Source organism: Flavobacterium sp. (genome assembly GCF_031537875.1).
In the GTDB taxonomy this organism is placed as follows: domain Bacteria; phylum Bacteroidota; class Bacteroidia; order Flavobacteriales; family Flavobacteriaceae; genus Flavobacterium.
In genome coordinates, this window is record NZ_JAVKNB010000011.1 from 327,220 (window position 1) to 352,436 (window position 25,217).

A 25,217-nucleotide genomic window follows, 5' to 3' on the forward strand; every position below is an offset into this window, starting at 1 on the left:
TAGAATGAAAAACGGGGTATACGGCATATTAAAAGCGCGATTTCTTCTGGATGAAGATGCAATTAAAAATTGGCGTTTTATCGTGTTTATTATTTTTTTAGCAATAGTTATGATTGCTAATACACAAAGTTATGAGCAAAAGGTTTTTAAAATTGCGGAGATGACTAATGAAGTAAAAGAATTGCGTTCTGAATTTGTGGATAGACGTTCTGAGTTAATGAAATTAAAAATGGAGTCTACTGTAGCTCAAAAAATGGAAGCAAGACAAGTAAAATCGTCAACAGTTCCTCCGTTAAAAATAAAAGTAAAGAAAGAAGAAGAAAAAGGATTTTTTGAAAAATTATGGCAGTAGAGGATAAAAATATTTCATATAGAATTTATCTGGTGGCATTCGCAATGTTTGTCATGGCGTGCGCTATTGTTATAAAATTAACGAATATTCAATGGGTAGAAGGTGCTCATTATAGAAAATTAGCTAAAGAAAGAACGGTTAAAAATTTCAAAATAGAAGCTAATAAAGGAAATATCTATTCAGCTGATGGAAGTCTTTTGGCTACTTCGATTCCAAATTATGAAATTCGTTTTGATGCGGTTGTTCCAAAGACAGAATTATTTCAAAGATCTGTTGATTCGTTGGCTGATTCATTGGCATATTTGTTAGGAAAACCATCTCATTTTTATGAAAACGAATTAAGAAAAGCTAGAGCAAAAAAGAATCGATATTTTTTAATAGCTCGTAACTTGAGTTATACCGATTATGTTAAAATTAAAGGTTTTCCTTTGTTTAAAGCAGGTGCTAATAAAGGAGGAATTATAGTAGCTCAGAAAACGGTTAGAGAATATCCAATTGGAAAAATTGCAGAAAGAACCATTGGCTACGAAAGAGTTAAGCCGGACGGAACTCCTGATGGGAAAGGTATTGAATGGGCGTACAGAAAGTATTTGAATGGTAAAGATGGTAAAATTTTAAAGCAAAAAATCGCTAAAGGACAATGGAAACCAATTCGGGATCTTAATGAAGTAGACCCAATAGATGGGTATGATGTAATTTCTACGATTGATGTATTTATTCAAGATATTGCGCATCACGCTTTGTTAAAGCAATTGGAAGAGTACGATGCTGAACATGGTTGCGTTGTGGTGATGGAAACTAAAACCGGTCGTATTAAAGCGATTTCTAATCTAGGAAAAGCTACAGACGGGTCGTATTATGAAACTCAAAATTACGCTATTACTGAAGCTCATGATCCGGGATCAACATTTAAGTTAGTTGATTTAATGGCTGTATTAGAAGATAAAGTAGCTGATACAAGTACGGTTTTTGATGCTAATGGCGGAATTATTAGAATACACGGAAAACCGGTTGAAGATTCGCATCATGGTTTGGGAAAAGTTTCTTTAGCGCACGGATTTGAGGTTTCTTCAAATACGATAATGGTGCAATCGGTGTATAATAATTATAAAAATAATCCATCAAAATTTATAAAACATATTGAAGATTGGGGATTAGATAAAAAAATAGGACTAGAACTTAAAGGAGAGGCCACACCAAAGATTCCTAAACCAGGAGAAGCTGGTTGGTCTGCACTTTCGCTTCCATGGATGGCTTTTGGTTATGGAATTAATGTAACTCCTATGCAAACTTTGACCTATTATAATTCGGTGGCAAATAATGGGGTAATGGTAAAACCGCAATTGGTTTCTGAAATTAAAAAATGGAATTCTACTATTAAAAAAATTGAACCTCAAGTAATCAATCCAAAAGTTTGTTCGCCAGAAACACTAAAGAAAATACGAGTGGTTTTGGAGAATGTAGTACGACGTGGTACAGCAAAAAGTTTATATACTAAAGAATTTCCAATGGCAGGAAAAACTGGTACGGCACAGATGAATTACGGAAACAAATCTGGATCTGGAATGTATTATGCTTCTTCCTTTGTTGGTTATTTTCCCGCAAATAAGCCTCAATATACTTGTATAGTAGTTGTTCACAAGCCTAATACCGCTCATAATAATTATTATGGTGCCGATGTAGCGGGTCCTGTTTTTAAACGTATTGCACAAAAAATATTTACAGACGCTCCTTCTACCAATGAAATTAGAAAAATAGACAGAAAAATTCCGAAACAAGAGTTGGATTATGCGGCTTATTATACTCAATCACAAAATAAGCAAAACGTAATTCCAGATGTCAAAGGAATGTCGGGAATGGACGCAATAGCCTTGTTAGAAAATCTAGGTATTAGAGTAAAAATAAAAGGGTTTGGAAAAGTAAAAAAACAATCTCTTCAAGCAGGTCAAAATATAGCTAAAAACACAACCATAGTTTTAGAATTATCGTGAGAATCCTTAAAGACATATTATATAAAGTAGCTATCGAAGCGGTAAAAGGTTCGACGGAAATTGCTATTGGTAAAATTGATTTTGATTCAAGAAAAATCGAAATAAATGATGTTTTTGTAGCCATTCGAGGGACTATTTCTGATGGTCATGATTTCATTGCAAAAGCTATTGAATTGGGAGCAACTACAATTGTTTGCGATACGCTTCCTGAGACTATTGCGGAAGGAGTTACTTATATTCAAGTAAAAGATACTAATTCGGCATTGGCAATAATGGCGGCGAATTATTTTGACAATCCGTCACAAAAACTACAGTTGGTTGGAGTTACAGGTACTAATGGTAAGACAACTATTGCGTCTTTATTGTATCAACTATATAAAAAAGCGGGGTATAAGGTAGGTTTGCTTTCTACAGTTAAAATAATGGTAGATGAGGTAGAGTATAAAGCTACTCATACCACACCAGATTCTATTACGATTAATCATTATTTATCTGCAATGATTGAAGCGGGAGTTGAGTACTGTTTTATGGAAGTGAGTTCGCATGGGATTCATCAAAAACGTACTGAAGCTTTGCATTTTGTGGGAGGGGTATTTACTAACTTATCACACGATCATTTGGATTACCACGCCACGTTTGCAGAGTATAGAGATGTGAAAAAATCATTTTTTGATCATTTGCCAAAAACAGCTTTTGCGCTATCTAATATTGATGATAAAAATGGACCCGTTTTATTGCAGAATACAGTAGCTAAAAAATGTACGTATGCTTTAAAATCGTATGCCGATTATAAAGCTCAAATTTTAGAAAGCCAATTGTCAGGTTTGCTATTGAAAGTAGATGGCAACGAAGTTTGGGTAAAACTAATTGGGACTTTTAATGCCTATAATTTATTGGCTATCTACGGAACGGCAATTGAATTAGGTATGGAAAGTTTAGAGGCGCTACGATTATTATCAGAGTTAGAAAGTGTGTCTGGACGTTTTCAATACATTGTTTCTGAGGGTAATATCACAGCAATTGTTGATTATGCGCATACACCAGATGCTTTAGAAAATGTTTTGAAAACTATTAACGACATCCGTACCAAAAATGAACAATTAATAACCGTTGTGGGTTGCGGAGGAAATAGAGATAAAGCAAAACGTCCAGTAATGGGAGGAATTGCATCTGACTTGAGTGATAAAGCGATTTTTACTTCAGACAATCCAAGAAATGAAGATGCAGAGGTAATTATCAGCGAAATGGAACAAGGTGTTGCGCCTCAAAATTTTAAAAGAATATTATCCATCACCGATAGAAAGCAAGCAATTAAAACGGCTTGTCAAATGGCTCAGCCAAACGATATTATTTTAATCGCTGGAAAAGGGCATGAAACATATCAGGAAATCAATGGAGTTCGCCATGATTTTGACGATATGAAAATAGTTAAAGAATTATTAGATCAACTCCATAAATAGAAAATTATGCTGTATTACTTATTTGAATATTTAGACAAAACCTTAAATGTATCAGGAGCTGGAGTTTTTCAATACATCACGTTTAGATCGGGTTTAGCATTTTTACTTTCGTTATTGTTGTCTACTATTTACGGAAAGAGAATTATTAATTTTTTGCGCAATCAACAAGTAGAAGAAACGGTTCGAGAACTTGGTTTGGCTGGACAAAATGAGAAAGCAGGAACGCCAACGATGGGTGGTTTGATTATTATTTTTGCCACTTTGGTGCCAGTTTTATTGTTTGCCAAATTGCATAATATTTATATCATATTGCTTATTGTAACTACTTTGTGGATGGGTACAATAGGTTTTATTGACGACTATATCAAAATTTTCAAAAAAGACAAACAAGGTTTAAAAGGTATTTTTAAAGTAATTGGTCAAGTAGGTTTAGGACTAATTGTGGGTTCAGTACTTTATTTTAGTCCTGCAGTTACAGTACGCGAAAACCTTGCTAATTCGCCTGTGATTAAACAAACTACTGAAAATGTAATTAATCAAACGCCAGTAGAAGTAAAATCTACAGCAACAACAATTCCGTTTTTTAAAAATAATGAATTTGATTATGCCGAAGTATTAGCTTGGACTGGAGAAGGATATCAAAATTGGGCTTGGTTAATTTTTATTCCAGTAGTAATTTTTATTATCACTGCCGTGTCTAATGGAGCAAATTTAACTGATGGAATTGACGGTTTAGCAGCAGGAACTTCGGCGGTTTCGGTCTTGGCTTTAGGAATTTTTACTTTCCTTTCGGGGAATATTATTTTCTCTAATTATTTGAACATAATGTACATCCCAAATTCAGGAGAAATGACCGTATTTATTTCTGCATTTGTAGGTGCACTGATCGGATTTCTTTGGTATAACTCGTATCCCGCTTCAGTTTTCATGGGAGATACAGGAAGTTTAACAATAGGAGGAATTATTGCGGTATTGGCTATAGCCGTTCGAAAAGAAATGCTGATTCCATTATTGTGTGGAATATTCTTAGCCGAAAATCTATCGGTAGTAATCCAAGTAGCTTATTTTAAATACACCAAGAAGCGTTTTGGCGAAGGTCGAAGAATATTTTTGATGTCGCCTTTACATCACCACTATCAGAAAAAAGGCTATCACGAAAGTAAGATTGTTACTCGATTTTGGATCGTAGCCATTATGTTAGCCATATTGTCAATTGTGACGTTAAAACTAAGATAGATGAAATTAGTTGTTTTAGGTGGAGGAGAAAGCGGAGTGGGTACAGCCATTCTGGGAAAGAAGAAAGGATACGAAGTTTTTGTGTCTGATTTCGGAAAGATAAAAGAAAATTATAAAGAGGTTCTTAATCATAATGGAATAGCTTGGGAAGAGCAAATGCACACAGAATCTATGATTTTGGATGCAGATGTGGTCATGAAAAGTCCTGGAATTCCAGACAAATCACCCATTGTAAAAAAGCTAATTGAAAAAGGAGTTAAAGTAATTTCAGAAATAGAATTTACTGCACCTTTTACTAAAGCAATTACAATTGGAATTACTGGGAGTAATGGTAAAACAACCACAACGATGTTAACCTACCATTTGCTAAAATCAGCAGGACTGAATGTAGGATTGGGAGGAAATATCGGAAAAAGCTTTGCTTGGCAGGTGGCGGATAATGATTTTGATTCGTATGTATTGGAGTTGAGTAGTTTTCAATTGGACGGTATTATAGAGTACAAACCCCACATTGCCATCATAACAAATATTAGTCCAGATCATTTGGATCGTTACGATTATAAGTACGAAAATTACATCGATTCGAAGTTTAGAATCACAATGAATCAAACCGAAGAGGACTATTTGATTTATGATGCCGAAGACGAAGCTATAGCCAATTGGTTAACAAAGAATACAACAAAAGCAAAATTAATTCCTTTTTCATTGAACCAAGTTTTCACGGAAGGGGCCTTTATAAAAGATAATAAAATGGAAGTAAAGATGATGAATCACGAAGAATTTTCAATGGAAACAGAATCAATTGCATTAGAAGGAAAACACAACATGAAGAATGCAATGGCAGCAACATCTGTGGCTAAATTAATGCAAATTAGAAATGCAACCATCAGAGAAAGTTTGTCTAATTTTCAAGGTGTTGAACACCGTTTGGAAAAAGTATTAAAAATCCAAAACGTACAATACATCAACGATTCTAAAGCGACTAACGTGAATGCTTCTTTCTTTGCTTTGGACAGTATGACTACACCAACGGTTTGGATTGTTGGGGGAGTGGATAAAGGGAATGATTACAACGAATTGATGTCTTTGGTTCACGAAAAAGTGAAAGGAATTATCTGTTTGGGTGTAGACAATAAAAAAATTATTGATGCTTTTGGAAACGTGGTTGATGTGATGGTTGAAGTAGATAATATGATTGACGCAGTTCGAATGGCACAACGCATGACAGAAAAAGGCGATACAGTTTTATTATCTCCTGCTTGTGCTAGTTTCGATTTATTCGAAAACTACGAAGACAGAGGAAGACAATTCAAACAAGCTGTATATAATTTATAAAAGCATTAGCTAACTATTAGACTTTAGGCGATATGAAAATGAAACAGCTATTAAGCAATTTAAAAGGAGATAAGGTAATTTGGTCATTCTTGGCTTTATTGGCTTTGTTTTCCTTTATGCCTGTTTTTAGCGCCAGTACTAATTTAGCTTTTGGTCGAGATGGAGACGGAAACACTTTAGGGTATTTAGTAAAACATTTAGCTCATTTAGGAATGGGTTTTATGATTATTTATTTTGTTCACAAAGTGCCATTTCATTATTTCAGAGTCATTTCGAGAATAGGATTGCCTTTTGTTTGGGGGCTTTTAGCACTTACGCTTTTCAAAGGGACACATATTGGAGGAGCCAATGCCAGTCGTTGGTTGCAAGTGCCATTTATCGGAATTTCATTTCAAACGTCATCAATTGCGGCTATTATATTGTACATCTATGTAGCGCGTTATTTGTCGAAAACAAGAGAAACTCCCATCACATTTAAGTTGTCTATTATAGAGCTTTGGGTACCTGTATTTATTACGCTTGCGTTGATATTACCCGCTAACTTTTCTACTACAGCTTTGATGTTTGCAATGGTAGTTATGGTAGCATTCATTGGTAAATACCCATTAAAATACATCGGATTCATCATTGGAATGGCTATTGCAGGATTATTGTTATTCTTCTTTATCGCAAAAACTTTTCCAGATTCCAAATTCTTTAATAGAGTTGGAACTTGGTCTAGTCGTATTGAGAATTTTAGATCTGATAAGCCTGGTGAAGATGACTACCAAATTGAGAAAGCTAAAATTGCAATTGCCTCTGGGAATTTATATGGCTTAGGACCTGGTAAGAGTGTACAAAGACACTTTTTGCCTCAATCATCTTCCGATTTTATTTTTGCCATTATTATTGAAGAATATGGATTAATAGGAGGATTGCTAGTACTTGGATTGTACCTTTTGTTACTCTTTCGGTTTGTGATTGCTGCCCATAAAGCGACTACTCTCTTTGGGAAACTAGTCGTCATTAGTTTGGGTTTTCCAATGATTTTTCAGGCCTTGATTAATATGGCAGTAGCAGTAGAATTATTGCCTGTAACGGGACAAACTTTACCCTTGATTAGTAGTGGAGGGAGTTCGATTTGGATGACTTGTTTTGCACTTGGGATCATTATTAATGTGACTAAGAAAGAAGAAGAAATCGAGCAAGAAATGAAAGAAGCTGCCCAAAGAGAAGAAGCACTTCAAAAATTAATAGATAAACAATTAGAAGAAGATCAACATACTGAAACAGACAATTACTCCATTCAAGACAGTTCAAAAAACCCAATGGATGCAGTCATAAATAAATAGCAAATTTTACCATGAGAACATACAAATTCATATTAAGCGGAGGAGGAACAGGAGGTCATATTTATCCAGCAATTGCTATCGCTAATGAATTGAAATCTCGTTTCCCGACTGCCGAATTTCTTTTTGTTGGTGCTCAGGATAAAATGGAAATGCAAAAAGTGCCTCAAGCGGGTTACCCAATACGAGGACTTTGGATTGCTGGTTTACAAAGACGATTGACTTTTGACAATGCGTTGTTTCCAGTAAAACTATTGAGTAGTTTGCTAAAATCAAGACAAATTATAAAACGATTCCAACCAGATGTAGTAATTGGAACAGGAGGTTTTGCAAGTGGACCTTTGTTGCAAATGGCCAATAGTGCTGGAATACCGACAGTGATTCAAGAACAAAATTCTTTTCCTGGAATAACCAATAAATTATTGAGTAAGAAAGCCAATGCAATTTGTGTGGCTTATGAAAATTTAGAACGCTTTTTTCCAAAAGAAAAAATGGTTTTGACAGGCAATCCGGTGCGTCAAGATTTGATAGATGTGGAAAGTAAAAGAGCCGAAGGCATTACTCATTTTAACCTAGACCCGAACAAAAAAACAATTTTGATTTTAGGAGGAAGTTTAGGTGCGCGTCGTGTGAACCAATTGATTGAAAAAGAATTGGAGTTTTTTGCTTCGCAAAATGTACAATTGCTTTGGCAATGTGGGAAATTGTATTTTGAAGAATACCAAAAATACAATTCGGTTAATGTTCAAGTAATGGCGTTTATAGAACGAATGGATTTAGTGTATGCAGCGGCAGACATAGTAATTTCAAGAGCTGGAGCTTCTTCGGTTTCTGAATTATGTATCGTAGGGAAACCGGTTGTTTTTATTCCGTCTCCGAATGTGGCTGAAGACCATCAAACAAAAAACGCTCAATCGGTTGCCGATAAAAAAGGGGCTATTTTAATTCGTGAAAGCGAGTTGGATGCCACTTTTGAATCGACTCTTTCAGATTTGATTGCCAATGAAAGCAAGCGACTAGAATTGAGTCAAAATATTAAAAAATTGGCTTTGCCTAATGCAACTAAAGCCATTGTAGAAGAGATACTAAAACTAATAAAATAACAATGTCAATTTCAAAAATCAATGATAAAAGTTGAGTTTTGAAATTGAATTTTGAAATTGATATTTAAAATGAACTTAAATCAAATACATAACGTCTTTTTTATAGGAATCGGAGGAATCGGAATGAGTGCTTTGGCGCGTTATTTTAAAACCATCGGAAAAAATGTTTCGGGTTACGACAAAACGCCTTCAATGCTAACCGATGAATTAATTGCAAGCGGTATCGATATTCATTTTGAAGACCGAATCGATTTAATTCCGAAAGAGTATTATGTAGAGAACACCTTGGTTATTATCACCCCAGCCGTTCCTGTATCTCATTCGCAATGGAATTACTTTTTAGAGCGTGATTATGTGGTGAAAAAAAGAGCCGAAGTTTTAGGAATCATTACTAAAGATACCTTCTGTTTTGCAGTTGCTGGAACGCATGGTAAAACAACTACTTCGAGTATTTTAGGTCATATTTTATTTGAAAGTGGCGCTGATGTCACTGCTTTTGTGGGCGGAATTGTTGAAAATTACAATTCTAATTTAATTGGCACTGGAAAAACAGTTACGGTAGTTGAAGCTGATGAATTTGACCGTTCGTTTTTGCACTTGCATCCCAACATTGCGTGTGTGACTTCGATGGATGCTGACCATTTGGATATTTATGGTACGAGTGAAGAAATAGAAGCTTCGTTTGTAGAGTTTGCTAACAAAGTAGAAGATAAAAGTCAATTGTTTATTACGAATGAATTGCCAATTGAAGGGGTGACTTGTGCTGTGAATGAGGAAGCGGTCTATAAAGCTTTTAATGTTAGAGTTGGAAACGGGAGTTATGTTTTTGACGTGCAAACCCCAACAGAAACAATACGTGACATAGCTTTTGGATTGCCAGGCAGACACAATTTGATGAATGCATTGATGGCTTTGGCAATGGCCAAAACTTTTGGAACTTCGTCTGAAGCTATTGCAAATGCCTTAGCTTCTTTTAAAGGAATTAGAAGACGCTTCTCCTACCAAATTAAAACGCCTAATTTGGTGTACATCGATGATTACGCCCATCATCCAACCGAAATTAATGCGGTGCATCAGGCAGTTCGTGAGTTGTATCCTAACCAAAAGGTATTGGCTATTTTTCAACCGCATTTGTTTAGTAGAACGAAGGATTTTGCAGATGATTTTGCCAAAAGTTTGTCTCAGTTTGACGAAGTACTTTTGTTAGATATTTATCCGGCTCGTGAATTGCCTATGGAAGGAATAACTTCACAATGGTTGATGAATAAAATGACAAACGATAATAAAAAACTAGTTTCCAAAGACGATTTGATTCCAACAATTGTAGCAAGTGATGCTCCAATTATTGTGACAATTGGCGCAGGAGATTTAGGAGAAATGGTACCATCAATAAAAAACGCATTATATGAAACGATTTAATTGGATAACGATTCGATTGCTGCTCATGTTGGGCTTGGTCATTTTCCTGTTTTCGTTCACTTCAAACCGAAATGGAAACCGAAAATTGACAAAATCAATGGTGGTTTTTGTTGGAGAAAATGAGCCATTTCTTAAACAAGAAACGGTTAATAAATTGTTAATAGAAAATAAGAAAGACGCTTCAGCTATCCGAAAAGATAAATTAGATTTGAATAAATTAGAAAAAGTCATAGATGCGAACCAAATGGTTGAAAAATCAGATGTTTTTGTAACTATCGACGGAGTGCTAAAAGCAGTTGTAAAACAAAAAACTCCAATAGCAAGAGTTTTTGACGGGAAGCGTTCTTTTTATATTGATTACAAGGGAAGTACAATGCCTCTTTCGGCGAATTTTACCGCGAGAGTCCCCCTAGTTTTGGGAGTGATAAACAAAAAAAATAGTGACGCCTTAGCTGAATTATTTCGAAAAATTTATGACGATGCGTTTTTGAAAAAAAACATCATTGCCATTCAAATTATGCCCAATGGTAGCTTAAAAATGTTGAATAGGAATTTTGATTTTCAAATTGATTTTGGTGGAACCATCAATGTGGATCGAAAAATTAGAAATTATAAAGCGTTTTTTCAAAAAGCAATTGTAGACAGTTCGTTGTATAAATATAAAAAAATTGATCTCCGTTTTACGGAACAAGTAGTTTGCACAAAATAAGAGGTAATGGAAAAAGAGAATATTGCAGTAGGACTAGACATTGGGACAACTAAAATTGTCGCGATGATAGGAAAGAAAAATGAGTACGGGAAACTAGAAATTTTGGGTGTTGGAAAATCCAAAAGTTTAGGTGTGGCTAGAGGTGTTGTGAATAATATCACACAAACAATTCAGTCGATCCAACACGCTGTACAAGAAGCTGAAAATAACTCAGGTTATAAAATAAAAGATTGCGTAGTAGGTATTGCGGGTCAGCATATTCGTAGTATTCAACATACTGATTACATCAGCAGAAGCAATCCCGACGAAGTGATTGGAGGGAATGACATTCAGCAGTTGATTGATCAAGTAAATAAATTAGCGATGCTTCCTGGGGAAGAAATTATTCACGTTTTGCCTCAAGAATTCAAAATTGACGGGCAAGCCGAAATTAAAGAACCAATTGGAATGTATGGCGGACGTTTGGAGTCTAGTTTTCACGTAGTAGTGGGACAGGCTTCATCCATCAGAAACGTGGGGCGTTGTATTCACGATTCTGGGATTGAATTGTCTGGTTTGACTTTAGAGCCATTGGCTTCGTCAGATGCTGTTTTGAGTCAAGAAGAAAAAGAAGCGGGAGTTGCCTTGATTGATATTGGTGGTGGAACAACTGACTTGGCTATTTTTAAAGATGGCATTATTCGTCATACTGCTGTAATTCCTTTTGGAGGAAACGTAATTACAGACGACATTAAAGAAGGTTGCTCGATTATTGAAAAGCAAGCCGAATTATTGAAAGTGAAATTTGGGTCAGCTTGGCCAGGAGAAAATAGAGAAAATGAAATTGTTTCTATTCCTGGATTGAGAGGAAGAGAGCCGAAAGAGATTTCGTTAAAGAATTTGTCAAAAATAATTCACGCTCGTGTAGTCGAAATTATTGAACAAGTTTTTGTTGAAATTAAAGCGTACGGACACGAAGACCCTAGAAAAAAATTAATCGCAGGAATTGTTCTTACTGGTGGAGGATCACAATTGCAACACATTAAGCAATTGGTAGAATACATCACGGGTATGGATACTAGAATCGGATATCCAAACGAACATTTGGCTGGCAATTCAAGCGAAGAAATATCAAGTCCCTTATATGCAACTGCTGTTGGTTTAGTGATGAATAGTATCGAAAACCAAACTCAGAGTGCTGTTAGAATAAATCAACAGACAGAAGCCCCAAGTATGCCTGTTTACAAAGCCCCAGAGGTTGAAACTGAAATCCAAGTCGAAGACGAAGCGGTTGCAGAAAAACCAGCAACTGTAGAAGAACCAAAAGGGAAATCTACAGGAACCCAAATCAGAGAATCTTTTTTTGACAAGTACGTTACTAAAATCAAAGATTTCTTAGATAATGCAGAATAGAGGCCTAGCCTTTGACAATATTAAATTAATAACAAATAGCAAAAACCAAATAAAATGATGAGCAACTCAGAATTTGGAAGTATTTCATTTGATTTACCAAAGAACCAATCAAATGTAATCAAAGTAATAGGTGTTGGAGGCGGCGGGAGCAACGCCATCAACCACATGTTTAAACAAGGAATCAAAGGGGTAGATTTTATTGTTTGTAATACGGATTCACAAGCCTTGCAAAATAGTGCTGTGCCTAACAAAATTCAGTTAGGTGTCAACTTAACAGAAGGATTGGGAGCTGGAGCAAATCCAGATGTAGGACAACAATCAGCTATTGAAAGTATTTCTGACATTGAAAAAATGTTAGATCAAAATACTAAAATGGTATTTATCACTGCTGGTATGGGAGGTGGAACTGGAACTGGTGCTGCGCCTGTAATTGCTCAATTGGCTAAAGAACGCGATATCCTTACTGTAGGTATTGTGACGCTTCCATTTGTTTTTGAAGGTAAAGTACGTCAAGAACAAGCCTTAATTGGTATTGAAAAATTGCGCAAACAAGTTGATTCGCTAATTGTTATCAATAATAATAAATTGAGAGAAGTGTACGGAAACTTAGGTTTCAAAGCGGGTTTCTCAAAAGCTGACGAAGTATTGGCAACTGCCTCAAGAGGTATTGCTGAAGTAATTACACACCACTACACACAAAATATCGATTTACGTGATGCTAAAACGGTATTGTCTAATAGTGGAACAGCTATTATGGGTTCTGCAATAGCTGAAGGTGAAACAAGAGCGAAAGATGCTATTATTTCTGCTTTAGATTCTCCTTTATTAAATGACAACAAAATTAAAGGTGCCAAAAACGTATTGTTGCTTATCGTTTCTGGAACGAATGAAATCACTTTGGATGAAATTGGTGAAATCAATGACCACATCCAATCAGAAGCTGGTTTCAATGCGAATATTATCATGGGAGTTGGTGAAGACGAAACTCTTGGTGATGCCATCGCAGTAACAGTTATTGCTACAGGTTTTGACTTGGAGCAACAAAATGAAATCGTGAATAATGAGCCAAAAAAAATCATTCACGCTTTAGAAGATGAGCAAAAAATCACACATAATTTATCGAACACTCCAGTTCCTGCATTCGATTTGAATACAGAAACTCCAGTGGCGACTGAAGAAAGAATTGTTTTTGAGTTATTGGAAGAAGAAGAGCCTGTTGCAGCTGTTGTGGCTGAGCCAGTGGTTGCTGCTTACGAACCAATTACCAATGAAAATGATTTAATCGTAATGTCTGAATTCATCAAAAATTTAGATGTGACTTTCGAAATCGTTTCACCAATTAATGATATTGATTTTACCTTCACAACGCCTGAGGCGCACGCTATTGAAACAGCGCAGCCAAAAGCCGTTCAAAAAGAAGAACAAGCTACTTTCTCTTTCGATTTGCCTTTGTTTAAATCAGAGCCAGCGGTAGAAGAAAATAAAGTGGTTTTCGAATTGACTTCTAACGAAATCAACGATATCAAAGTAGTTGATCCAGTTCAGTTTGTACCTATGACTGAAGTGGCTGAAAACGGAGTAATCCGTCACTCGTTAGAAGAGTACATGGAAGTAGAAAATGAATTTGTGGCTACTCAACCAGTGCAAAAAGTGGCTGAAGTAGTTCCAGAAGAGTTGAACATCACTATGAAAAAAATAGACGAATCAACTATTGCAGCTTCTGAGTTCGAATCGATTTCTCCAATGGAAATGACCATCGAAGAAACTTTGCGCGCTCGTGCTGACGAAAGAAGAAGAAAGTTGAAAGAGTTCAATTATAAGTTTCACAATAACGTGTCTAAAATTGATGAATACGAGAAAGAACCTGCCTATAAAAGATTAGGAGTAGAACTTTCTACCAATCAATCAAATTCTACCAATTCGAGAATATCTGTGGGAACAGACAGTAACAATGACTTGCAGTTGCGTTCTAACAACTCGTACCTACACGATAATGTAGATTAAAGAACCCCGCTAACCAAAAACCAATATAACCCGAAAGTCAACTGATTTTCGGGTTATTTTTTTGTCTAGTAGTCCAAGTAATCAATCTTTTGTTAGTTCGAGTAAATTGTTCTAAATTTGCGTGCCTTAGTCCAGCTGTCGTTGCAAGCTTTTTCTCGAAAATGCTTTTTTATAAAGAGGTAAAAGAGCTCCTAAAGTCGCTTTTTAACTCCAAGAAAAAAATACATTTTCTCCTAAAAAGGCTTTTCACTACCATCTGGGGCAAAAAATCAAAACACTAAAAAATAGAAAATATGAGTTTAGCCACACAAATCATGGACGAAATTAAAAACGCCATGAGAGCCAAAGATACAGTTGCTTTAGAATCATTGAGAGCGGTAAAATCAGCCTTGCTTTTAGCACAAACTGAAAGTGGAGCCAAAGAAGAAATCAGTGCAGACGAAGAAATTAAATTGTTGCAACGTTTGGTAAAACAACGTAAAGACAGCGCTAATATCTATACAGAACAAGGACGTCCTGATTTAGCTGAACCTGAATTGTTACAAGCTGCCGTAATTGAAAAATTCTTACCCGCTCAATTATCAGAAGTGGAAGTAGAAGCTGTAGTGGCTACAATTATTGCCGATAATGGAGCGTCAGGAATGGCTGCTATGGGCAAAGTAATGGGATTAGCTTCGGCTGAATTAGCTGGAAAAGCTGATGGAAAAACCATCTCGACTATTGTAAAAAAATTATTATCTTAGGATTAAATTGATTTCGTATATCGACCCGAGACAAAGCCGAACGGAGCGAAGCTAATATCGTACATCGTATATCAAATATCGTAAATCGTACATCGTACATCGAATATCGTATATCAAAAATCGTAAATAACCTGACTGCGTAGTTCAACTGGATACCTGTCTGCCGACAGGCAGGGAATATCAGATTTCAATAGTGATGGAGTATTTTGTTTATGTATTAGAAAGTGAAAAAGATGGCAGACTCTATAAAGGTCAAACATCTAATTTGGATAATCGTGTTCAAGAACATAATTCTGGAAAGACAAAATCTACTAAAGGATATATTCCATGGAAATTAGTATATTTCGAAGAATTTGAAACAAGAGAAGAAGCTGTTCTTCGAGAGAAATATTTAAAGACAGGCATTGGTAGAGAATTTTTAAAAAGAGTATTGATAAAGTAATATTTTTTTAATTCAACTGAATCGCTTTTTGCTGACAAAAAAATTATTATCTTGATTTCGTAAATCGAATATCAAAAATTGTAAATAAACTGACTGCGTAGTTCAACTGGATACCTGTCTGCCGACAGGCAGGGAATATCAGATTTGAATAGTAGTAATTAATAAAAGTAAAACCTGACTGCGTAGTTCAACTGGATAGAATATCAGATTTCGGCTCTGAGGGTTGGGGGTTCGAACCCCTCCGCGGTCACAAAAACCTACTGTTTTGCAGTAGGTTTTTTTGTGGGTATTAATAAGCAATAATTTTCAGTATATTTGATTGAGCTCAAAGTCAGGAGACTTTGCGCAGCGGTTTTTAGTAATTTTAACTTAATGACCACGCGAAGGGATTCGCGCGGTAGCGGGGAACCCATAAACTTCAGGAAATCAATAAGTTGATTTGATTTTAAGTCTATAGTGCTCACAAAAACCTACTGTTTTACAGTAGGTTTTTGTGTGGGTAGCAATGGAATGAATTTTAATTGGAGAAGTTACTCGTTTATAAGTTATTGTATCGAGATACATTGAATTAATTATTTTGGCAGCCCTATTTATTCTTGACGCACAAAATCAGTACCTTTGAAAATTATTATTTAGATATGAATTCAATGAAAAGAATAGGTTTTATTTTGTGCCTATTTATAGTAAGTACTGCATTTGCTCAAAACACTACGGTAGTGAACTACAAAGTGAATACTGCTACTATCCCTAATCCAGAACGTGGGTTTTATAAACATACAGAAACTACCGCTACTAAGTATATTCCGCTTGATGAAGAGGAACTTATTTCGTATCGAGTAAAGAACAATACTACCTTACTCTTACGAATATTTTATATTGAAAAGTTTTTAAATACTCCCATCGATAAAACGTATTTGAATGCCATCAAAGCGGATTTTGTAACCATTCGAAAAGCAGGATTGAAGTGCATTGTACGATTTGCTTATTCTAGAACCACAGAAGGGCAACGAGACGCTAATAAAAAACAAATGCTACAACACATAGCACAACTCAAGCCAATATTTGAAGCTAATTCAGATGTGATTGCCTTGGTACAAGCTGGGTTTATAGGGACTTGGGGAGAATGGTTTTACACCACTAATTTTGGTATGAAACCTACCGCTGTGGATTATGCGAATAGAAAGGACATTATGGAGGCGTTATTAGCGGCTGTTCCAAAAACTAGAATGGTGCAATTTCGCACTCCTTTTTTAAAGCAGAAAATCTACCAACTAAATCCAGTTAGCAAGGAGGAGGCGTATAAGGAAACGGCAGTTGCTAGAACGGGGCATTTTAATGATTGTTTTCTTTCTGATGAAACAGACAACGGAACGTTTAGTAATGTGGGTGTCGAATTTCCTTACTTGGAAGCAGAGACAAAATATGTTCCTATGGGAGGGGAAACCTGCGACCCTAATACCATTCGATCCAATTGTATTACGGCACTAACCGAGATGAATCGTTTTCATTATTCATTTTTGAATATGGATTACAATGCAGGGGTTTTGTCAAAATTTAAAAATGATAAGTGTTTTGGCGAAATTGGGAATAGGTTAGGCTACCGTTTTGAATTAAAAACGGCAGAGTTTCCTAATCGATTAGCAGTTTCGGATCGGCTACATTGTACTTTGAAAATAGTCAATACGGGGTTTGCCACTCCTTTCAATAAAAAATCAGTGCAGCTTATACTTCGCAATAAGGAGAATAAAAAGGAATATCCAATTGCATTGGATGCAGATCCACGTTTTTGGGACAAAGATTCGGAGCATTTATTAACTTATGATTTAGCGATTCCTGAAACCATAACTTCAGGAATTTATGAGCTGTTGCTTCATATTGCGGATGATGATAGCCGATTGAAAGACAGACCCGAATATGCCATTCAATTTGCTAATTTAGGGATATGGGAATCACGCACAGGATATAATAAATTACTGCATTCAATTGAAATCAGTGCGCCACAAACTACAAAAAGTGAGCCTGAAGTTATGAAACCTACTACGAGTGTTGATCCTATCCCCGCAGATGAGAGCGTGACGATTGAAGCACCAGCGATAGCTTCGTTTGAAATTATTTTCTATAATAGTGTAGGAGAAAAAGTAGCCGTAGACAAAATTAGTGAGACTGCTAACACAAAAGTATTTGCAACTAAGAATCTACCAGACGGGACTTATTTAGTTGAGCTAAAAAATGAAAATGATTCTCTTTTTTTAAAGGTAGTCATTCAGCATTAAAACAAAGAAGGAAGGTTTTAACCTTCCTTTTTTGTAATCTTTAGTTTTGAATTTTTGCTTTTATCTCAGGAAATACTAATTGTGGGTAGCGCGAGAGTATTTCTTTTTGGACGCTACTATCGAAATCCAAAAGTCCATTGTTGAGTGTTTTTTGTATTTCTTTTTTCTCTGGACAATTCGGTAATGAATTGGCAATCATCCAAGCTTCTTTAACACGGTTTAAATCCAAATAAATACGACTCATTTCAGCTCGTGTTGCATAATCAGTAGGATTTTTAGAAATATAAATAAGGTACTGAGTTTCGAGTGTGTCATAATCTTTTAACGACTCTAACCAATATAATTTGGATCTAAAGTCAATTTTATTGGTCAATTTTGACCAAGCTAATGCCTTTTTGAATTCTTTATTATCAGCAAATAACCAGGTGATGGATTCAGCCAAAGGTTTCAGATTTTCATTAGGTTCTACTTTAGCTAATTCTTTTAAAGCTACTTTAGAATCAAATGCCAAAACATGTTCGATATAGTTGTAATACGTGGTGGCATTAAAGTCTATTTTTAATAGTTTTTGATAGGCTTTAGTAATTTTTTTTGCATTTTCCTCTGAATTGAAATTGCCAATATAATCGTTTAATAAAGTGCTATTTTTAGGGTCAATTTCTATTTGTTTGTACAGCCAATATTCTTGTGTTACCGAATTAGGGTAGCCAATAGTTTTGTCTAATTCTAAAGAGTATTTGATATTGCTTTGCGAAGGGTATTTTTGACATTTGTCTTTTAGTAATTTCCAAACTTCAATTGGTTTTCGTTTCCAAGCCATATAATCAGCATAGGTATTCCAGGTAGCGTAGTCAATTGTTGGATTAGCCACCATTTTTTCTTTTAATAAATTCATTTCTAACTCGTCAGAATCAGTATCAGAATACCCATTGATAAAGTCGTAATTCTTTTTGAAAGCGATTAAATAGTCAGAATAAGCGGCTTTGATTTTTTTGTACTCGTTTTCTAAAGCTTCTTTTGACAACGCTTCTTTTTGGGTTAAATTTTCAATACTTATCTTCCCTTTTGGAGTGAGAATAGTGTATAAATATCCTTTTTGAAAAACAGTTTTAGAAACAATCGCTTTTTGTTTTTTCAATTGTTCGTCAACGCTCGAAACATTTGCTTTTGTAGCGTATAAAAACCAATACTGATTGTTAGTATTGTCTTGATTTCTTCTCTCTACGGTGTAGTTTGTTGCCGTTTCAGTATGCTTGAAGGCCGAAGCTCTCCAGTTATAGACAATATTCCCGGCAGTATTAGCATTTAAAAAACGAATCTGAGGGAATAGATGTGTGATCTCATTGAGGTAGTTGTCAAATTCATAGAACATGCCTCCTTTTTTGCCTTTTGTAGTTCGCCATCCAAGATTCTTTTTATTTCTCAAATCGAAATTTCCTTTACTTTTATTGTAAACAGAGTTGATTTGATAAATGTCGTCAGGATGTATAAAATGAGTCCAAATACCGGTATACAAATACATAGATTGTTGCGAGAATTTTCGATCCTCATCCATATAAAATCCTGCGGTAAGTCTAGGATAATCAAATAGGGTAGGGTCGTAAGGTTCAAAGTCAAATTCGCGATCACCTCCTTCAAATTTCTCACCCGAGTAAAGACTACACATAAATTGTAATGAAGGCATTCCTTTTCTTAATTGCCCCACACCCATTTTGTCAATTACATTGGAAGGTGGAACGTACGAGCGAGGTAAGTCGCCAAACCCATTGATTTCCCATTTTTTTTCCACAGCATTAAGCGCAATAGGAATATACTCTTTTTCCCAACCTTTGACTTCTAATGAAACGTGATTGTAACCATGAAATCCAAGTTCATTGCCGTTTCCTAAACAATCTTTCATCAGCCAACTACTTGTGGCGTCAATAGTATTGTTGGATTTGATTTTTCTAGAGTCCCATTGTGTAAAATCAAACGGAGGATTTGTTGTATTTTCATAATCAAAACAAGGGATTGCAGTTAGGCTAATGTGGTATTTGTGTGCCAAATATTTAATATCCGGCCACCATACTTTAGTTTCAAATTCGGCCGTGTTGATATTCATTTCGGAAGCAATTGGTTCTAGTTTTGCCTCAAATAATGGAGATGGAAAGTCGTCTAAGAAAATCGTACTTGTGTTAGCAATCGGGTAGGGAATACCTTCTAATCCACTCAACACATAAGAAAAAAGAAATCCTCGATCTTCTTTGTCAAGGTACATGGTTGAATTGAAATATATTACTTTTCCTCTTCCAATTTTATTCTCAATTACAACGGGTAATTTAGGGTTATTGCTTGCCGTTGCTAGAACATTAATCGATGATGAAAAATTGTTTTCTTTTAAACTATAATGACCAAATTTCGGTTTAATATCTTTTCCATCCATATTGGGTAAAAATGGAGAGGTGAAATGAATTCCTTTAGAGGTAATGTCAGTATCTAAATCGCCAGTTGTTTTTATACCAGCTAAATAACCAAAACGAATATCGGTAATAGCTTGTGAGACAAATACGGTTCCACCTTTGGCAATAAAATGAAGTAGGGTGTCAATGGTATTCGTTTTAATATCATTGGTTTCCATCAAACACAAAACACGAGTTGATTTAGCAATGCTTGGATGTGTATTCCAATCTTTTAGTTTTATTTTTCCAAATGGAATTTTAGTATAATCGGCTACCTTTTCTATATGCTTACTGTAGGCTTCATTCAATGAATCTTTTTCGTTTACAATAAATTGAATTAAAGGAGGTTCAGCTATGGTGGGTTCGTAAGGGTCAAAATTACTTTCTGTATAATCATTATCCGATTTAATAATTGCGTCCCAATCAACTCCCAAAAAGGTATCACTCTTATTACAAGCAGTAAAAAGAGTCGTTAGTAGCAGTAATAGGCTACCTATTAGCAAGCGAATATTTGGAGTGTTATTTCTCATAAATCAAATCTTCTGTTTTACTCCTTTTGGCTACATTGACAATTTCATATACTTTGACTTCATCGCTATTAAAGTACAATTTTACAGTCCTTCCTTTTTTCTTTAAGGTGTCTATAATAGCGGTGAGTTGAGGCGCTTTTCGGCTACCATCACTAAACAAACTTTCAGGGTCGTCAATGTCTAATACGTAACTGTGATTGGTTTTGTTGCTAGTTTCATTATCAAGATTGGTTTTGGCTTTTTCTAAATTGTATACAAATACAAAAATAGAATTGGGCAATACCATTTTTGGATGCGATTGAAAATAATGCTCGTTTTTTTTGTGGGCAATGTATACCGAATCTCGGTAAATATAGTTGTCTATAAAATAGTCGTAGTTAATAAAATAGTGTTTGTTTGTGCTGATAAGCTCTGCCGAATTCACATTTACCACCGCATAAGTAAAGGGAATATACGATCTTGAAATTTGATCATAGGCATTTAAAACAGTCGTTGGCGTTCGGTCAGTAACTTTTAATTTTTGTATCGATTTTTTTTGAATTTGAATTAAGAAAACTACAAATACAATAATTACGATTCCATAAATAGTTTTGGATAAACTAGGGTTAATGTTCAATTTAGCATTGATTGTTTTTACTAAAATTGAAACATTTATACCAATGGTTATTGGTGAAAAAACAGGAATCATAGTGATAATCAAATCAGTGTCTAACCAACTATTGTTGATGTGAGAAAGTAGTACTAGTCCATTAAAGAAAAGCATAAATGCTAAAGGTCCTTTCCAATTTTCTTTCTTTTTTACGGATAAAAATACCATTGCTAGAATGCCAAATCCTGAAAAAATTTGATAAAATGAAATTAACGTAGAATAAGGAAAACTTAAGTTAGGAAGGTACGTAAAAGTATGTGTGCTAATTAAATTAGAATGGATGAAGAAAGCAAAATCAGTTCTTAAACGATAGCATGTTAATGCATATATAGTAAGAATAACAACTACTCCAATGGCATAAGCGGCTAGATTAATCCAGTATTGTTTGTTTTCTTTTTGACAATTCAATGCCAATGTAATTGCTAAAAATAGAGGAATACAGATGAACAATACAACTAAATTAATCAATCCTATAGCGATAAAACAGAGCGAACTCAAAATGAGGAAGCTATGGTTTTTAAGTTTTAAAATGCTAGGATTTATCATGAAAACCATTAATGGAATGGCTAATGTCAATGCGGAGAATACAGAGTTGTTTTTTAGTATAAACTCAATATTAATTGGCACAATAGTGTGCGCCAAAGTAAAGAATAATGCAGCTATTGTAGGGGCTACAAATTTGGAGGGAGTCAATTGATAAATAACCCAAAATATAGTAATATCTAGTAAAGTGTCTTCTAATATTGATATGGACTGCAAAGCAACTTCTGGGCTTACGTTTACGGTTTTACTGTAAATGTCTATCAGAGCAGATTGTCCTAAAGTCGTATTTTCATTAGAAAACCAAACTTGAGAATCCAGATGTATAATGTCCCCAAGATTAGCATACCATAATTTTGAAAATGAAAAAATATCAAAGTTGAAAATATAATATTTTACGAAAAATTGAAGGGTAACTAAACCTACTATAATAGCAATGAATTGCATGTCTTTTTTTCTTAGGCTATTATCTTTGTCTAATCGCAGCCAAAATGCAAGGGACTTTTTATTTTCAATGTTTTTTAGAACCTCTAAAGCATGAATGTTTAATTTGTGTGTAATGTATTTTTTAGGTCTCTGGATATTTTTTATTCCAATGTAATCCAGCAATAGTAATAATGATAATAAGAATAAAAGGTTCAAAAAATTATAGACGCCTAATTGTATCATGATGAATACCAATACCAATAAAATGGTGCCGTATTTAAACCATTTGGTTACAATAAAGTCTACTAAGTTCTGTGTTTTAAAGCGTGAGAATACCTTTTTATTTATAAAAAAAATAAAAAAGACTAATAAACAAAGTCTGATAAAACCATATACTATCGATGTTCTAAAAAGCATAAGATGGTATTAGGTTAAAATTAGGTTGGGTTTGCAAATCAATAGCTCCTACAAAAAAAGGGATTGCTGTAGGAAGTAATCGTTCTGCAATACTATCATAACGGGTTTGTGAATTGGCATATTCGACAACTAACACAGGCGTTTTATATTGATTTCGAATAGTGTTTATTTGATTCAAACGGAAATCGAAGTCTTCTTCTGAACGCAAATGATACGTTTTGTTCTCAAAATCAAAACAACTGGCAACTGATTCAACAAGAACAGCGTCAATTAAGGGGTAGGTCAAATCAATAAATTCCAACCCAGCGTTTTGGATAAATAAATGATTTGGATATTTTGATTTCATATTTTTTATAAATGCGATCAGTGAATTTTTCTGAGCAGTTTGTTTGCCGTGAATTCCAAAGTTATCCAAATTATCAAAAAAAATGCCATTGTAACCTAATTTTATAAATTCGTCGATGGTCTCTGATAAAACAGTTTTAGTTTTTTCGAGATCTAAATTTAGTAAAAAACTATCCCAATTGTCATTTTTTCCGACAAAGGTCATTTTTAGACGTTCATATATTTTAGAATAAGTATTGACCTCTCCTAAACTTAAATAAGCAAACACAGCTTCATTATTATCCTTAAATTCCTGAACCTGAATGGAATTGTAAAAGCCTGCTTCTACTATAACGTATTGATAACCCATTACACTATTGGGATTTAATTTGCCGTAGCAAATAAATACAGATTCCTGTTTTTGAGTATCAATGGTAGTGTTGGTCATTTATTAATATGCGGAATAATAGTTGTAATCCAAATTTTTAAAAAATGAAACGTTCTCTTTTAATGTCAATACCATAAATACTAAACTTCCCATTACCATCCCGATGACGCTATATTCATAACCCACAAAACGACTAAACACAAAGCCGGTTATAATATTTACAACGGTGGCTATAATGATGGCTTTTAGTGGTTCAGTAGGTCTTCCTAAAGTGAAAAGGTATAAAGAATTCATCATTCCCCACGCTAAAAATAGGTAGCCAATACAGCCAAAACTCGCCACAGTATAACTCAAGTCTAATAGTTTTATATGAAATCTAGATTCATATCCCCAAGGTGATGTAATTAAAAAATAAGTAATAATAAAGAGGACTGTACTACTCACTAAAAGGATAAGTACGTTTCTCCAATACATCATTGTGAAATAACCATTGAAATGTTTTACTTCATTGTACTTTGTTAAACGTTGTTGTAAGTCTAGAAAATGCGTAAATACTTTTACACTATATTCTAAAACACCTCCCATAAATAAGAAGGAAACAATAGCAATGTCCATTCCTAGCTCGTAGTCTTTTTTGAAATAGATTACAAAAGGCATGAGACCATCCAACTCAGATGACCAAGCCAATATACGATCAATAAAAACAAATAGATAGATGAATAATCCGTAAAAGAAATACTTATAATTGTGATAAAGTAGCACAGGAGTATTAATTTTATTTTGAGCTATTTTTACGGTTTTGTGTAGGATTCGTTTGAAAAAAAGATGCTGAAATAATTTCGACAATCCAATTACAGTAATCAACCCAATCCAATGGGTGAAATAAATCATTAAATTGGTTTTCTTAGCCAAAACAATCGAAATTGTAGTTCCAATAAAAACAGCGACAGAAATGAACCAACGTTGTTTTATAGGGTAAAGAGGAGCCAAATACAAGATTAACAATCCAATTAAGAAAGCATAAACAAAAGTGATTATTAAAACTTTATTTGGATAAAAACTCAAAAACATATTCAGAATAAACAGCAACGAAAGTCCAATTAAAATGGCCCAAGTTCCTTTTTTAAGGATATAATTAATGGTTTTTTTAGTCATTTCAAAGTCGCTATAACTCCAATAAAAAGAGGCTTGACGTCCTATGACCTGAACAAATCCGCCAGAAATAATCATTCCTACTATCACTCCAAGCACTACTGCCGTGGATTGTAAAGTATTAAAATCAACAGAAGTCCAGAGCGAATATCCGAAGAAGATAATCATCATAAATTGCAATAAAACAGGGAATAAGTTGGTTATTCCTAATACAAATGACTTCAATAAAAGAATCAAGTTGGTTTGGAAATGATTGGTATTCTCCAGTTCTTTTTGGTGGAGCTCAGCAACCATTTTCTCTTTAGCATTTTTAGCTCCACGATGTTCAGCTGCGGTTCGTAATTCGTTAAAAATAAGTTCCGCTAAAACAATAATTGAGGCTTGTCCAAAATCGGTAAGAGTATCTTTATCTCGAATTCCCATTGACTCAATGGCAGTAGCTACCACCATTGTATTAACAGGTACGCCAATTTTATCTTTGATATTGGCGGTTAATTCTTTGATGTTCTCTATATGTTGCTTTTGGATTTCCAAATTTTTCTTCAATTTTTCGTATGGTACTTTAT

General features: G+C 34.7%; 18 protein-coding genes and 1 tRNA gene. 15 read left to right on the forward strand and 4 right to left on the reverse strand.

Annotated elements, in window-relative coordinates; genetic code table 11:
• Window positions 1–4: 4 nt before the first annotated feature.
• The 15 genes from RMR09_RS08740 to RMR09_RS08810 all read left to right on the forward strand — a co-directional run bounded on the left by RMR09_RS08740 (window position 5) and on the right by RMR09_RS08810 (window position 17,787).
• Entirely contained in the window at window positions 5–352 is a 348-nt protein-coding gene (locus tag RMR09_RS08740; protein ID WP_310595414.1) for an FtsL-like putative cell division protein, read from the forward strand.
• A complete protein-coding gene (locus RMR09_RS08745) occupies window positions 343–2,343 on the forward strand; it encodes a penicillin-binding protein (protein WP_310595415.1) in 2,001 nt (666 codons plus the stop codon). The genes RMR09_RS08740 and RMR09_RS08745 overlap by 10 nt, the downstream gene beginning before the upstream one ends.
• Window positions 2,340–3,803: a UDP-N-acetylmuramoyl-L-alanyl-D-glutamate--2,6-diaminopimelate ligase gene (locus RMR09_RS08750; protein ID WP_310595416.1), complete on the forward strand. Its 1,464-nt coding sequence runs from the start codon at window positions 2,340–2,342 to the stop codon at window positions 3,801–3,803. The genes RMR09_RS08745 and RMR09_RS08750 overlap by 4 nt, the downstream gene beginning before the upstream one ends.
• A 6-nt stretch (window positions 3,804–3,809) precedes the next feature.
• Complete coding sequence (mraY, locus tag RMR09_RS08755) at window positions 3,810–5,039, forward strand: phospho-N-acetylmuramoyl-pentapeptide-transferase (RefSeq protein ID WP_310595417.1); 1,230 nt, start codon at window positions 3,810–3,812, stop codon at window positions 5,037–5,039.
• Window positions 5,040–6,374 (forward strand): UDP-N-acetylmuramoyl-L-alanine--D-glutamate ligase, encoded by a 1,335-nt coding sequence (gene murD, locus RMR09_RS08760; RefSeq protein WP_310595418.1) that lies wholly within the window; start codon window positions 5,040–5,042, stop codon window positions 6,372–6,374. It abuts the gene before it with no gap.
• Between the two features lie 38 nt (window positions 6,375–6,412).
• Entirely contained in the window at window positions 6,413–7,705 is a 1,293-nt protein-coding gene (locus RMR09_RS08765; protein WP_310595419.1) for an FtsW/RodA/SpoVE family cell cycle protein, read from the forward strand.
• 11 nt (window positions 7,706–7,716) lie between these two features.
• Window positions 7,717–8,805: an undecaprenyldiphospho-muramoylpentapeptide beta-N-acetylglucosaminyltransferase gene (gene murG / locus RMR09_RS08770; protein WP_310595420.1), complete on the forward strand. Its 1,089-nt coding sequence runs from the start codon at window positions 7,717–7,719 to the stop codon at window positions 8,803–8,805.
• Between the two features lie 69 nt (window positions 8,806–8,874).
• On the forward strand, window positions 8,875–10,224 hold the full coding sequence (murC, locus tag RMR09_RS08775; protein ID WP_310595421.1) for a UDP-N-acetylmuramate--L-alanine ligase: 1,350 nt from the start codon (window positions 8,875–8,877) through the stop codon (window positions 10,222–10,224).
• The gene (locus RMR09_RS08780; RefSeq protein WP_310595422.1) at window positions 10,211–10,933 is read left to right on the forward strand and encodes a cell division protein FtsQ; all 723 of its coding nucleotides are present in this window, start codon (window positions 10,211–10,213) and stop codon (window positions 10,931–10,933) included. The genes murC and RMR09_RS08780 overlap by 14 nt, the downstream gene beginning before the upstream one ends.
• Before the next feature lie 6 nt (window positions 10,934–10,939).
• A complete protein-coding gene (gene ftsA / locus RMR09_RS08785; RefSeq protein ID WP_310595423.1) occupies window positions 10,940–12,325 on the forward strand; it encodes a cell division protein FtsA in 1,386 nt (461 codons plus the stop codon).
• 54 nt (window positions 12,326–12,379) lie between these two features.
• Entirely contained in the window at window positions 12,380–14,329 is a 1,950-nt protein-coding gene (gene ftsZ, locus RMR09_RS08790) for a cell division protein FtsZ (protein WP_310595424.1), read from the forward strand.
• A gap of 293 nt (window positions 14,330–14,622) precedes the next feature.
• Complete coding sequence (locus tag RMR09_RS08795) at window positions 14,623–15,072, forward strand: GatB/YqeY domain-containing protein (RefSeq protein ID WP_310595425.1); 450 nt, start codon at window positions 14,623–14,625, stop codon at window positions 15,070–15,072.
• Between the two features lie 196 nt (window positions 15,073–15,268).
• Complete coding sequence (locus RMR09_RS08800) at window positions 15,269–15,514, forward strand: GIY-YIG nuclease family protein (RefSeq protein ID WP_310595426.1); 246 nt, start codon at window positions 15,269–15,271, stop codon at window positions 15,512–15,514.
• 176 nt (window positions 15,515–15,690) lie between these two features.
• Window positions 15,691–15,764: transfer RNA gene (locus RMR09_RS08805), tRNA-Arg, on the forward strand.
• Window positions 15,765–16,161: 397 nt separating this feature from the next.
• Window positions 16,162–17,787 carry a DUF4832 domain-containing protein gene (locus RMR09_RS08810; RefSeq protein WP_310595427.1) on the forward strand — a complete coding sequence of 542 codons (1,626 nt, stop codon included), beginning with the start codon at window positions 16,162–16,164 and terminating at the stop codon, window positions 17,785–17,787.
• A gap of 40 nt (window positions 17,788–17,827) precedes the next feature.
• On the opposite strand, the gene RMR09_RS08815 is transcribed toward RMR09_RS08810, so the two are convergent.
• From RMR09_RS08815 to RMR09_RS08830, 4 genes are all read right to left on the reverse strand, one after another.
• Window positions 17,828–20,755 (reverse strand): DUF2194 domain-containing protein, encoded by a 2,928-nt coding sequence (locus tag RMR09_RS08815; protein ID WP_310595428.1) that lies wholly within the window; start codon window positions 20,753–20,755, stop codon window positions 17,828–17,830.
• On the reverse strand, window positions 20,745–22,391 hold the full coding sequence (locus RMR09_RS08820) for a hypothetical protein (protein WP_310595429.1): 1,647 nt from the start codon (window positions 22,389–22,391) through the stop codon (window positions 20,745–20,747). Before RMR09_RS08820 ends, RMR09_RS08815 begins: the two co-directional genes overlap by 11 nt.
• Window positions 22,392–22,776: 385 nt before the next feature.
• The gene (locus RMR09_RS08825; RefSeq protein ID WP_310595430.1) at window positions 22,777–23,559 is read right to left on the reverse strand and encodes an endo alpha-1,4 polygalactosaminidase; all 783 of its coding nucleotides are present in this window, start codon (window positions 23,557–23,559) and stop codon (window positions 22,777–22,779) included.
• 3 nt (window positions 23,560–23,562) lie between these two features.
• The gene (locus tag RMR09_RS08830) at window positions 23,563–25,197 is read right to left on the reverse strand and encodes a hypothetical protein (protein ID WP_310595431.1); all 1,635 of its coding nucleotides are present in this window, start codon (window positions 25,195–25,197) and stop codon (window positions 23,563–23,565) included.
• Between the last annotated feature and the right edge of the window lie 20 nt (window positions 25,198–25,217).